General features: G+C 77.1%; 9 protein-coding genes. 6 read left to right on the forward strand and 3 right to left on the reverse strand.

The genetic code is table 11. From position 1 onward, the window contains the following. Positions 1-15 precede the first annotated feature (15 nt). The 3 genes from KGD84_RS20450 (at position 16) to KGD84_RS20460 (ending at position 5473) form a co-directional block, all read left to right on the forward strand. A complete protein-coding gene (locus tag KGD84_RS20450; protein WP_220562008.1) occupies positions 16-357 on the forward strand; it encodes a hypothetical protein in 342 nt (113 codons plus the stop codon). Then, positions 354-2087, forward strand: a complete 1734-nt coding sequence (locus KGD84_RS20455; RefSeq protein WP_220562009.1) for a hypothetical protein — start codon at positions 354-356, stop codon at positions 2085-2087. The genes KGD84_RS20450 and KGD84_RS20455 overlap by 4 nt, the downstream gene beginning before the upstream one ends. Positions 2088-2170: 83 nt before the next feature. Beyond that, entirely contained in the window at positions 2171-5473 is a 3303-nt protein-coding gene (locus tag KGD84_RS20460) for a right-handed parallel beta-helix repeat-containing protein (RefSeq protein WP_220562010.1), read from the forward strand. Positions 5474-5780: 307 nt separating this feature from the next. On the opposite strand, the gene KGD84_RS20465 is transcribed toward KGD84_RS20460, so the two are convergent. Next, positions 5781-6506, reverse strand: coding sequence for a response regulator (locus KGD84_RS20465; RefSeq protein WP_255646701.1), 726 nt, complete (start codon positions 6504-6506; stop codon positions 5781-5783). Then, on the reverse strand, positions 6494-7750 hold the full coding sequence (locus tag KGD84_RS20470; RefSeq protein ID WP_255646702.1) for a sensor histidine kinase: 1257 nt from the start codon (positions 7748-7750) through the stop codon (positions 6494-6496). Before KGD84_RS20470 ends, KGD84_RS20465 begins: the two co-directional genes overlap by 13 nt. 133 nt (positions 7751-7883) lie before the next feature. Between KGD84_RS20470 and KGD84_RS20475 the strand changes: the two genes are divergently transcribed. Next, complete coding sequence (locus KGD84_RS20475) at positions 7884-8873, forward strand: CPBP family intramembrane glutamic endopeptidase (RefSeq protein WP_220562012.1); 990 nt, start codon at positions 7884-7886, stop codon at positions 8871-8873. A gap of 86 nt (positions 8874-8959) precedes the next feature. Here KGD84_RS20475 and KGD84_RS20480 read toward each other — a convergent pair whose 3' ends face one another. Next, positions 8960-10453, reverse strand: coding sequence for a serine hydrolase domain-containing protein (locus KGD84_RS20480; protein ID WP_220562013.1), 1494 nt, complete (start codon positions 10451-10453; stop codon positions 8960-8962). 119 nt (positions 10454-10572) lie between these two features. Here KGD84_RS20480 and KGD84_RS20485 point away from each other — a divergent pair, with 119 nt between their 5' ends. Together KGD84_RS20485 and KGD84_RS20490 are read left to right on the forward strand one after the other, a co-directional pair. Continuing rightward, positions 10573-12027 (forward strand): sensor histidine kinase, encoded by a 1455-nt coding sequence (locus KGD84_RS20485; RefSeq protein WP_220562014.1) that lies wholly within the window; start codon positions 10573-10575, stop codon positions 12025-12027. Beyond that, positions 12024-12677 carry a response regulator gene (locus KGD84_RS20490; RefSeq protein ID WP_220562015.1) on the forward strand — a complete coding sequence of 218 codons (654 nt, stop codon included), beginning with the start codon at positions 12024-12026 and terminating at the stop codon, positions 12675-12677. Before KGD84_RS20485 ends, KGD84_RS20490 begins: the two co-directional genes overlap by 4 nt.

A 12677-nucleotide genomic window follows, 5' to 3' on the forward strand; every position in this document is an offset into this window, starting at 1 on the left:
TCGAAGGAGGAACCGATGACAGCACCGGGACGAGGCCTGTCGGCCTTCCCTGAGGGCATCAGGAGGAACGGCTCGCGGATCTACGACGCGGCCGACTACACGGACGAGCTCATCGCCCACACCCGCGCCGCGCGCGAACCGCTCGGCGTCCCGTGGGGGACCAAGGGCGAGTACGCGGAGCAGATGCAGAAGAACATCGGCGAGGCGGAGGAGGTCCTGTACACCCTGCTGGACCTCATCGCCGTGGCCCAGCGCCAGGCCGCGGACGGGACCCTCAATATGGGCGGCAGCTTCCAGGGGACCGAGGACGCCAACATCGACCTCGGCGGGACCTTCACCCCCGGAGGACGCAGATGAGCCCGAACCCCGCCTCCGGGGCCCCCGTCCCCGAGGAGGCGCCGGGCGCGGCCGCCCGGCCCGCCCCGGCCTCCGCGGCGCCCGCCGCGGAGGACTTCGGCGCGGCCCTCAACGGCGGGGCCCCCGCCGCCGAACAGTCCGCCGAGAGGGCGGCCGGACAGGCCACCGCGGCGGCCCCGGCCCCGGAGGCCCCCCGGGAGCAGGAGGGCCCCGGCCCCGAGGGCCCCGCCCGCCGGGTGGGCTCGGTGGTCGGCGCCGACCGCGAGGCCGCCGCCGAGGCGGAGCCCGCGCTGGACCGGCCCGGGGCGCCGATGCTGGCGGGCGCCGCCATCGCCGGGCTGATCCTGGTCGCGGCGCCCTTCGCCGTGGTGACCGGCACCGGCGGGGGCCCGGTGTCCCTGGACGTCATGGCGGGCGGTGAGCCGGTGTCCCCCGCCCTCTCCGGGCAGGCGCAGGCCGGCGCCCAGGCCGGCGGGCAGACGGGTGGACAGCCCGGCGGGCAGGCCGGCGGCGACACCGGGAGCGGCCAGTCGGTGCCGGCGGGCGGGGAGGGTGGCGGCTCCCCCGTCACCGACACCGCCCCCGACACCGGCTACGTCCCGGAGGTCCAGCCCGACCTGCGCGCCCCCACCATGCCCGACCCCGGCGACACGGTCGGCGGCTCCGCCGTGCAGACCTCGACCCCCGACCGGGGGTCCGCGCCGGAGGCCGAACCGCCCGCCGCCGAGGGCGCGGAGGCGGACACCGGCGCGGTGGCCGCGTCCGACGGCAGCGGGGACACCGCCGGCGACACCGCCGGGGACCCCGCCTCCGACACCGCCGGAGACGGCGGGGACTCCGCCGGGGAGGCGGAGGCGGAGACCGGCACCGACGCCGCGGCGGATCCCCCCGCGGGGGAGGACGCCGCCGGAGCGGAGGGCGGGCCCCCCGCCCAGGAGGGCGACGCCGCGGACGGGGCGGCCGCGGGCGCCCAGGAGGGCCGCGGCGAGGAGTCCGCGGCCGAGGCGTTCTCCGACACGGGCTCCGCCGGGGACGGTGCCGGGCAGACGGCACCGCAGGACTCCGGGGACGCCGCGCAGAACGCGAACGCGGCCGACCCCGCCGGGCCGCAGGACCCCGGGGTCCCCCAGGACCCGAGCGCGGCGAACGGCGGAGACTCCTCCGTCCTGGGGGGCGTCGCCGAGCGCTTCGCCCCCACCGACGGCTCCTACCTCGCCGTGGCCGGGCCCGGCTGCCCGGCGCTCCCCGGCGCCTCCTACGGCCACGAGGGCCGGTGGGGCGGAGCCGAGGACGCGGACGAGGGCTGGGCGACCCGGCCCGGGGGCTACGACGGCGAGGGGTGCGCGGGCGAGTACGACGCCCTCCCCGTGTCCGGCGACCCCGAGCAGGGGAACGGGCAGTACGCGGTGTGGTCCTTCGTGCCCGGGCGGGAGGGCGTCTCCTGCGAGCTGTACGTCCACGTCCCCGACGACGAGAGCCCCCTGTGGCTGGCCCCCGGCGAGGCCCGGTACCTGATCCGGCCGGGTGTGGGCACCGAGCAGCCGCCCGTGGCGGTGTTCGGCTTCGACCAGTCGCAGGTCCGCGGCGGCTGGGTCCAGGTCACCGGCTTCGTCACCCCCGCCGCGGAGTTCACCGTCGAACTGACCAACGCGGGCGCCGACCCCCTGGCGGCGCAGGAGGGCGCGAGCGCCCACGTCGCCGCGTCGGCCGTGCGCGCCTCCTGCCCCTGACACCCCGGCGGGGCGGCCCTGCGGGCCGCCCCGCCCTCCCCCACCCGGGCCGCGGCGCGGCCGGACGAACAAGGAAGGCACCGATGAGCAGGCAGCTCCTCACCGTCAACCCCGGCGCCCAGGGAGCGCACGAGACGATCACCGCGGCGCTGGAGGAGGCCTCCGGCGGCGCGCTGATCACCATCGCGCCCGGCAGGTACGAGGAGAGCCTCGTCCTGCGGGAGGTCGTCACCCTGGTCGCCCGCGACGGCCGCGGGAGCGTGGAGGTGATCAGTCCGTCCGGGAGCGCCGTGCTCTCAGGCGCGGAGGCGGTCAAGCTCTCGGGTCTCGTCCTGCGCGGCCGCGACGAGGAACGGCCCACGGTGGACATCCCCGCGGGCCAGGTCGAGATGGCCGACTGCGAGGTCGTCGGCGCCTCCTGGGCCGCGGTGTCGGTGCGCGGGACGGGCGCCGTCGCCATGCGCGACAGCCGGGTGAGCTGCGCCGGGGGCGCCGGGGTGGTCATCGTCTCCCCCGGGCTCAGCCTCATCGAGGAGTGCGTGGTCGAGGACGTCGGGACCAGCGCCCTGGTCATCGGGGAGCAGGGGCGGCCGACGGTCCGGTCCTGCGTGTTCCGCGACGCCGGGGGCAACGGGCTGTTCGCCAGCGGCGACGCCTCGGGCACCCTGGAGGGCTGCGAGATCACGGCGACCGGCAAGCCCGGCGTGGCCCTGGAGGACGGGGCCGCCACGACCCTGCGCGGCCTGTACGTGCACCGCACGGAGAAGGACGGCATCGCCCTGTCCAGCCAGGCGCGCCCGGTGGTCGAGGACTGCACGGTCGAGGAGGTCGGCGGCGACGGGATCGTGGTCCGCGGCAGCTGCGACCCCCAGGTGGCCCGGACCCGGTCGGTGCGCGTGAAGGGCGCCGGGGTGCACGTCACCGAGCGGGCCCGCGGCGTGTTCACCGACTGCGAGGTGGAGGAGTCCGGGGGGGACGCGGTCCGCTCCGGGGGGCGCGCGTCCACGGCGTTCCTGGGCCTGCGGGTGCGGGGCGGCCGCGGCCTGCTGCTGGCCGAGGACAGCGTCGTGGAGTTCGACCGCGGCGAGGTCGGCGGCACCGGCGGACACGGCATCGTCATCACCGGCGGGGCGCCGTTCCTGCGGGGCATGGCGGTGTCGGACACCGACGGGCACGGGGCCCTGCTGGAGGGCTCGGCCCGCGGCCGGCTGGAGGGGATGACCTTCGAGCGGACCCGCAGCGCCTCCGTGGCGGTGCGCGAGGGCGGCCGCCTGGAACTGGAGGGGGCGCGCATCGCGGAGAGCCGCGACGCGGGCGTGGCCGTGGGCCCGGACGGCGAGGCGGACCTGCGCGACTGCGAGGTCTCCGCGTCGGCGGGGGACGGGGTGTCGGTGCGCGGCGGCAGCCGCGCGACGGTGCTGCGCACCCGGGTGCGGGAGGGCAGGCGCAACGGCGTGCTGCTGGCCGCCGGTGCGCGGGCCACCCTGCGCCGGTGCGAGGTGTTCGGCAACCGCGCCGACGGCGTCCTGGTCCACTCCACCGAGGAGGTGGTGGTGGAGGACTGCACGGTGCGCGACAACGGGCGTTCGGGGCTGCGCCAGACCGTGGCCAGCGAGCAGGCCCGCACCGAGGACCTGTTCAGCCAGGGCAACGGCTCGCCCGACGCGTTCGGCGAGCAGGCGGGCACCGCCGTCCCCCTGGCGCCGCTGCCGGAGGAGGAGGGCGCGGGCGGGGAGGAGGCCGCCGCCGGCCCGATGCTGGAGCTGGACGCCCTGATCGGCCTGGGCAACGTCAAACAGGAGGTGCGGACCCTCATCACCCGCAACCAGATGGCACAGCGGCGGGCGGAGATGGGCCTGCCCACCCCGCCGATGAGCCGCCACCTGGTCTTCGGCGGCGCTCCCGGCACCGGCAAGACGACGGTCGCCCGCCTGTACGGGCGCATCCTGGCCGAGCTGGACGTGCTGCGCTACGGACACGTGGTGGAGGTGGCCCGGGCCGACCTGGTCTCGCAGTACGTGGGCGGGACCGCGATCAAGACGACCGAGGTGTTCGAGCAGGCCAAGGGGGGCGTCCTCTTCATCGACGAGGCGTACACCCTCTCCAGCGGCGGCGACGGGGGCAAGGGCCCCGACTTCGGCAAGGAGGCCATCGACACGCTGGTCAAGCTCATGGAGGACCACCGCGACGAGGTGGCGGTGATCGTCGCCGGGTACACCGAGGACATGGACCGCTTCCTGGCGGCCAACCCCGGCCTGGCGTCGCGGTTCAGCAAGACCATCGAGTTCGTCAACTACGAGGTGGGCGAGCTGGTGGAGATCGTGCGCCGGCTCTGCGAGGGGCACAGCTACCGGCTGGCCCCGGAGACGGAGGCCGCCCTGGCGGGGATGTTCGAGAGGATGCCCAAGGGGCCGAACTTCGGCAACGCCCGCGAGGCCCGCAAGGTGTTCGAGGAGATGATCGACCGCCAGGCGAACCGCCTGGGCGCCTCCTCCCCCGAGGACCACGAATCGCTGACCCTGCTGCTGCCGGAGGACCTGGGGGCGGGGGCGGTGGAGGAGGACTCCCCCGCCGACCGCGACCGGCAGATCACCGAGCTGCGCGAGGAGCTGGACGCCCTGGTGGGCCTGGCGCAGGTCAAGGACACCGTCAACGACCTGGCGAACCTGCTGCTCATGGCGGAGCAGCGCAGGTCGATGGGGCTGCCCGTGTCCTCGATGAGCCACCACCTGGTCTTCACCGGTCCCCCCGGTACCGGTAAGACCACGGTGGCGCGCCTGTACGGGAGGCTGCTGCACACGCTGGGGGTGCTGCCGGGCGACCACGTCGTGGAGGCCGCCCGGTCGGACCTCGTGGGGCGCTACGTCGGGCACACGGCCCAGCTCACCGCGGAGGTGTTCGAGCGGGCCCGGGGCGGTGTGCTCTTCGTGGACGAGGCCTACACCCTCACGCCCAAGGGGGAGGGCAACGACTTCGGCCAGGAGGCCGTGGACACGCTGCTGAAGCTGATGGAGGACCACCGCGACGAGGTCGCGGTGATCGTCGCCGGGTACCCGGCCGAGATGGACCGGTTCATGGACTCCAACCCCGGTCTGGCCTCCCGGTTCAACCACCGGGTGGAGTTCCCGTCCTACGACGACGGCGAGCTGGTCACCATCGTCACCCGCATGGCGGCGTCCTCGGGGTACGAGTGCGGGCCCGAGACGCTGGCGGCGCTCGCGGCGCACTTCGCCACGGTGGAGCGGGACGGCTCGTTCGGCAACGCCCGTTACGCCCGTCAGGTGCTGGAGCGGATGATCACCCGCCAGGCGGGCCGCCTGGTGGGGCTGGGCGCCTCGGCGACCCGGGAGGACTTCACCGCGCTGCTGCCCGCCGACGTGCCCTGACCCGCACGGCACCGCCCCGGCGCACCGTCCGCGCCGGGGCGGTCTCATGCCCGGCCCACGCCGAAGGGCCCTGCCGGAGCCGCGGCGGAACGGGGCGGCGACGGCTCCCGACACCCGGCGGCCCCCGCTCGGGCGGACGTCAGCCCGGCGGTCCTCCCCCGGAAGCGCGGCCGGAGCCGCGGCGGAACGGGGCGGCGACGGTCCCGGCGCCCGATGGGCTCCCGGGCGGGCGTCAGCCCGGTGGTCCGCACCGGGAGCGCGGAACAGGGCGCCGGCGGCCCCGGCACCCGGACCACCCGGGCGGGGGTCAGCCCGGCGGCGGGCCGCCGGGGGCGCGGGCCGTGTGTTCGAGCACGCGGATCGCCAGCTGCACCCGGTTGGTGACGTGCAGCTTCGCGTACAGGTTGCCGAGGTGGGTCTTCACCGTCGCCACGCTCAGGCCGAGCTCCTCGGCGATCTCGGCGTTGGTCCGGCCCTCGGCGACGAGCCGTCCGACCTCCCACTCCCGCGAGGTCACGTACCCGGGCGGCCCGGCGGGGTCCGGGTCCGCGGCCTCCGCCGCCCCGCCCCCGGTCCCGCCGTTGGCCGCGGCCAGCGCCACGAGCCGGGACAGGACACTGGGCGAGAACACCGGCCGGCCGCGCGCCGCGTCGTGGATCGCCGTCACCACGGTCTCCGGCGGGGACTCCTTGAGCAGGAACGACACCGCGCCCCCGCGCAGCGCCTCCAGGAGGTAGTCGTCCGTGTCGAAGGCGGTCAGGACGATGACGCGCGCCCGGGAGCCCGCCGCCCGCAGCTCCCGGACGGCCTCCAGGCCGTCGGTGCCGGGCATGCGCACGTCCATGAGGACCACGTCCGGGTCCAGCGCCGCGACCTGGGCCACCGCCCCCGCCCCGTCCGATGCCTCGCCCACGACGGCGATGCCGTCGGTGCCGTCGACCATCAGCCGCAGGCCGGCGCGCATCAGCGCCTCGTCGTCCACGATGAGCACCCGCACGGCGGGCTCTCCCGAGCCCCCGGTCAACGCCGCCACGGGACCCTCACCTCCACCTCGAACCGGTCGCCCACGCCACCGTACCCGGTGGTGCCCCCCAGCAGCTGCGCGCGCTCGGCGACACCGATGAGCCCGAGCCCGGTTCCCTGGGCCGGGGGCGCGCCGCCGGCCAGGGGGTTGGAGGCGCGCACCGACAGCTCGTCGCCCTCGCGGGCGAACACGAGGGTCACCGGCTCCCCCGGCGCGTGCTTGCGCGCGTTCATGAGCAGCTCGGAGGTGATCCTCGCCAGCGACACGGCGGTCGTGGGGGACAGCGATCCGAGGTCTTCGGGGGCCAGTCCGTGCCATCGCGCCTCGACCGGCCGCCCGGCGGCGCGCGCCTCCTCGATCAGGTCGGTGACGGCCCCGGGGGCGGGCAGCGGCGCGGTGTCGGGGTGCGACGGGCCGTCGTCCCCGACGGCCCGCAGCGCCGAGAGCACCTCGCGCAGGACGCCGTTCGCGTCCGCCGCGGCGTCCCTGACCGTGCGGGCCGCCTCGCTCATCCGGTCCGGCGGCAGGTCGGAGCGGTAGGCCAGGGCGCCCGCGTGCATGGCGATGATCGCGAGCTGGTGGGAGAGGCCGTCGTGCATGTCCCGCGCGATGGCGTTGCGCTCCTCGGCGCGGGTCCGGGCGATGTCGGCGCTGCGGCCGCGCTCCGTCGCGACCCGGGCGCGCTCGGCGGCTTCGGCCCGCTCCTCCAGGCTGGCCAGCAGCGCCTCCCGCGTGCCCAGGGCGTAGCCCCACAACAGCGGGACCGCCGTGCAGAGCGCGAGGGCGGGGACCACGAAGAGGAGGGGCTCCTGCGGGATCCCGGTGAGGTCGGCGTACAGCCACGAGAACGCCGTGCCCGCGCCCACCGTGCCCGCCATGACCAGGCCGGCCAGGGGGTAGGAGCGCCGGGCCCCCAGCCGCACGATCGCGACGGCGCACGCGGGCAGCGCCCAGGCGCTGACGATCCCGGCGGGGATGAGGAGGAGGTTGCCCGTCCGGGACCGGTGGACGGGACCCACGGCGACGCAGGCGACCAGGCCCACCAGCGCGTCCACCAGCAGGAACACGATCATCACCACGGGTTCGCCGGGTTCGGGCTCTTCGAGCTGGAAGCCGAGCACCAGGAGGAAGAGGAGCGGTCCCAGCAGGCTGCACAGCACCGAGACGAACACGGCGCGCACGCCGCGCCGCCGGTGGAACGCGCGCCTTCGGCGCGTGTCCGGTCCGGGCGCCTGCATCACGGATTCGGTCACGCCGCCATCCTAGGGACGGCGCCGGGCGCACCGGATCAACCGATCGGCTGATGCGCCTCCGCCGCGCGGATGAGGCGCGGTCCTGGTCCGAACGACCGATCCGCCGCGCGGCGCGGGCGGGCAGCCTGGGGGCATGACCGCAGAAACCCTTCCTGTGCGGCCCCGCCCGAACACGGGGCTGCCGTACCACCGGCTCACCCTCCTCGAACACCGCACGTCCCGGTGGTGGCGGCCGCTGGCGACCGTCGCCGTGGCCTGTGCGCTGTTCGTGGTGCTCGGCCTCCTGAGCGTCGTGGTCCTGCCCCTGGCCTCGATGTTCGTGACGTGGCTGCCCGAGCCGTCGGACGCCGACTCCTTCGCCCTGGACAACCCGACCGACGTGCTCCTCACCTTCGGGATGCTGGCCCTGATGATCCCGGCGGTCCTCCTCGGCGCGCGCTGGGGCGGCGGCCGTTCGCGGATCCTCCACTCGGTCGCGGGCCGGCTGCGCTGGCGGATGATGCTCACGGCGGCCGCCGTCCTCGTGCCGCTCTACGCGGCCGTGTACTGGGGGGCGTTCCTGCTCGACCCGCCCGCCGACGCCTCGGTGCCGCGGGCGGACCCCATGCTCGTCGTCGGGCTCCTGCTCTGCCTGGCGCTGGTCCCGTTGCAGTGCGCGGCCGAGGAGTACGCGTTCCGGGGCCTGCCGCAGCAGGTCCTGGGCACCTGGCTGCGCTCGCCCCTGTGGGGGATCGTGCTCCCGGTGCCGCTGTTCATGCTCGGGCACGGCTACGACTGGGTGGGCCAGGTGGACATCGCGGTCTTCGCGCTGTGCATGGGCTTCCTCGTGTGGAAGAGCGGGGGCCTGGAGCTGGCGATCGCCGTCCACACCGCGAACAACCTGACGCTGCTCCTGGCGGCGCCGTTCAGCCCCTCGTCCCTGGACCAGGGCGCGGTGGACCCCGCCACCCTCCTGATCTCGGTGCCGCTCACCCTCGTGTCCACCGCCGGCCTGGCCCTCTGGTTCTCACGCGTCCACGGGCTGCGGCCGTTCGAGCCGCTCCGGGGGACGGGCGGGGCGCAGACCGTCCCCGCTCCCGACGCCCTCCCCCGCGAGGCGCGGCCGGCCGCCCCGTCCCTCTGAGCACATGTGCCGGTAGCGCCCCGCCCCGGTGGCCGGACACGGTGCCCCGCCCCGCTCTCCCCCGGGGCGCGGGCACCGTCCGCCGTTCAGGGGGAGGGCACGGCCCCGGGGGCCGCGGACACCCCCTCCGCGGGGCGTCGGCGGAGGCGCCACAGGCGGGTGCCCGCCACTGCGGCACAGACCAGGGCGGCCGAGACCAGCAGGACCAGTTCGGCGGGGACGCCGTAGAACCGCTGCAGCCAGGTCCCCTCCCGTCCGCCCATCACGAACGTCACCGCCGGGTCGAAGGCGGCCAGGGCCAGCGGCGGCAGGGCGTAGGGCGCCAGGCGGACCGCCGCCCGCCACCGGGGCCGGCCCGCGCGGGCCGCCGCCCAGGCCGGGGCGCGCAGCACCCCGCGCACACCCAGGGCGAGCACCGCGAGGGTGGCCGCGCCCAGGACGGCGTCCACCTTCCACAACACCGAGTCCGCCGGGGCGGGTGTCCGCCCCTCGGTCAGGTCGATCAGCCCCTCGGCCAGGGCCCAGGTGTCCTCCTCGGTGAGCGCGATGCCGACGTTGGTCAGGACGGCCACGCCGTACCCGGTCTCCGGGACGAGGACCTGGTAGGCGGTGTGCGTGGAGTTCGTGCCGCCGTGCCAGACCTGGACCCGGGACGCCCCGTCGGCGGGGCCGCGGCGCATCCAGCCGAGCCCGGTGCGCCCGTTGGGCGCGGAGGGCGTGTGCGCCTCCTCCACCGTCTCCGGCGAGACGACGCGGGGCCCGCCCGGGACGGCGCCGCCGTTGAGGTGGAGCAGCAGCCAGCGGGCCATGTCGTCGGCGGTGGAGACCATGTCGCCCGACCCGGTGGCGAAGTGCGCGGGCTCGGCCACGGGCAGGTTCAGGCCGTAGGCGCGGAAGTGGCCGGGCGCCGTCCGGGCCCCGTCGGAGGCCGACCGGGTGTCGGCCATCCCGGCCGGGGCCAGGACGGCGCGCTCCAGGTACGCGGTGAAGGGTTCGCCGGTGACGGTCTCCACCAGGCGGGCCGCGACGTGGTAGTTGGGGTTGTGGTAGTTCCACTCCCGGCCCGGGGCCGCGGCGAGCCGGGCTCCGGACAGGCGGTCCACGGCCTCGGCGAGGGTGGCGGGTTCGGGGCCGTCGGGCAGGCCGAGGTCGTGCAGCCCCGAGCTCTGGTCGAGGACCTGGCGGACGGTGATGTCCGCGCCGCGGGGGTCGGCGGTGGCGAACCCGGGCAGGTGCTCGCGCACCGGGTCGTCGAGGCCCAGGGCCCCCTCCTCGACCAGGCGCAGGACGGCCAGCGCCGTCATGGACTTGCTCAGCGAGGCGACGGGCAGCGGGGTGTCGGTGCGCAGCGGGCGGCCGTGGCCGTCGCGGCCGTGGGCGCCGGTGTGCACGACCCGGTCGCCGTGGACCACCGCGAAGGCCGCGCCGGGCAGGCCGGTGCGTTCCAGGTGGTCGGCGACGAAGGCGTCCAGTTCGGCGGGGGCGGGTCCGGCCGGGGCCGCGGAGGCCGGGGGCGCCGGGGCCAGGACGGCCAGGCAGGCCAGGGCCGCGGCGGCGAGGGCGGTGCTCTTGAAGGGCATGCGGAGGACGGTAGGTCCCGGGCCCGGGGGCGGGCCTCCCCCGAACGGGTGCGGGTGGGGCGGGCGACCGGCACTTTCGGGTGAGGCGGCCGGGGCCGGGGCGCGCGTAGCCTGGGCCGGTGCACAGAGGACGAGGGCCCGACACGCTTCGGGCGGGACTGCTGGCCGCGGCGACCGCGGCCGCGTGCGCGTTCCCGGTGACCGATCCGTCCGCCCTGCCCTGGCCCTCGCTCGCGGTGGCGGCGGCCGCTGCGGCCGCGGGCCGGTGGGGCCCGTACGGGCGCCCGGGGGCGGTGCTCGCCGGGGTGTGCGCCGCGGCCTGGCCGGCGGCGGCGCTCGTGCGGGGGGCCGACCCGACGCTCACCGCCGCGCAGGCCGGGTTCGCGGTGCTGTGCACGGTGCTGCCGTGGCTGGTGGGGCGTGCGCTGCGGTACCGGTCGGAGGTCACCGACCTGGGATGGCGCCGGGCCGAGCTGCTCGAACGCGAACGCGCGCTGGTGGCGGCCCGGGAGCGCGCCCGGACCCGGGAGCGGATCGCGGCGCGCATGCACGACTCCCTGGGCCACGACCTCAGCCTGCTGGCGGTCCGGGCCGGGGCCCTGGAGGTGGCCGAGGGCCTGTCGCCGCAGGACTACCGGCGCGGCGCCGCGGAGCTGGGCGCCGGGGCCATCGGCGCGGTCGAGCGGTTGCAGGAGATCATCGGCCTGCTCGACGGGCCCGACACGGACCCCGAAGGCACGGCCGAGCACCGGGCTCCCGGGATCCCCAGGGCCGGCGGAGCGGTCGGCCCCGACGCCCTGGAGGGGCTGCTGGCGGGGGCGCGCGGCGCGTCGGTGGAGGTGTCGGCGGCCGGCGCGGAGCTGTGGGAGGACATGGCGCCCCCGGTGCGCGTCCTCGCGCACGCCGTGGTGCGCGAGGCGCTGACCAACGCGGTCAAGCACGCCCCCGGCGCGGCGGTGGCCGTGGACACCTCCCGGACGGGGGACGGCGGGTTCGCCGTGGCGGTGCGCAGCGCCCCCGGCCGGGACGGCCCCGCACCGGCCTCCGGCGGGCGCGGGCTGGCCGGACTGCGCGACCGGGTGGCGGCCGCGGGCGGCGTGTTCGAGGCGGGGCCCGGGGAGGACGGCGGTTTCCGCGTGGCGGCCCGGCTGCCCGCACGGCCGGACCCCGCGCCCGGACCGGGCGGTTCGGAGTCCGACCGGCGGCGCGGAGCCGCGCGCCGCGCCCGGCGCGCGGCGGTGCAGGCCGCCGCCGTCCCGGCCGCGCTGCTGCTGCTCGTGGTCCTGGCCTGGTCCGGGTACTACGCTTCCGCGTCGGCGCGGGCCGTGCTGCCGCCGCCGGTCTACGCCGGGCTGGAGGTCGGCGCGCCGCGTTCCGCGGTGGAGCCGCTGCTGCCGCCGCGGACCATGCTCGACCCGCCCGAGGCGGCGGCGCCCTCCGGCTGGGAGTGCGTCCACTACCGTTCCGGCACGGGGTGGCCCGGGAGCGCGGGGAGCGCGTACCGGCTGTGCTTCGCGCAGGACCGGCTGGCCGCCAAGGACGAGGTACCGCTCAACGGGGAGGGGACGCGATGATCCGGGTGCTGCTGGCCGACGACGAATCGCTGATCCGGTCGGGCATCGCGGCGATCCTGGGCTCCGACCCGGGGATCACCGTGGTGGGCGAGGCCGCCGACGGCCGGGAGGCGGCCGACCTGGCCGCGCGGGAGCGCCCGGACGTGGCGCTGCTGGACATCCAGATGCCGGGGGTGGACGGGTTCGCCGCGATCGAGGCGGTGCGCGCGGCCTCCCCTGCCACGGCGGTGGCGATGCTCACCACCTTCGGCCGGGACGAGTACGTGGCCCGGGCGCTGGACGGCGGGGCCAGCGGGTTCCTCCTCAAGGCCTCTCCCCCGCGCGAGCTGCTGGCCGGGGTGCGGGCGGTGGCGGCGGGCGGCGCCGTGCTGTCGCCCAAGGTCACCGGCCGGGTCATCGAGGGCTTCCGGCGGCGCCGGGGCGCGGACGCCCACGCCCGGCTCGACACCCTCAGCCCGCGCGAGCGCCAGGTGCTGGCCCAACTGGGCTCGGGGGCCTCCAACGCCGAGATCGCGCGCACCCTGCACCTGGCCGAGGACACGGTCAAGACGCACGTCAGCGCGGTGCTGTCCCGGCTGGGGGTGCGCAACCGGGTGCAGGCGGCGATCATCGCCCACGACGCCGGGCTCTCGGAGACCGCGCGCGACTAG

It is taken from the genome of Nocardiopsis changdeensis (assembly GCF_018316655.1).
Taxonomy (GTDB): domain Bacteria; phylum Actinomycetota; class Actinomycetes; order Streptosporangiales; family Streptosporangiaceae; genus Nocardiopsis; species Nocardiopsis changdeensis.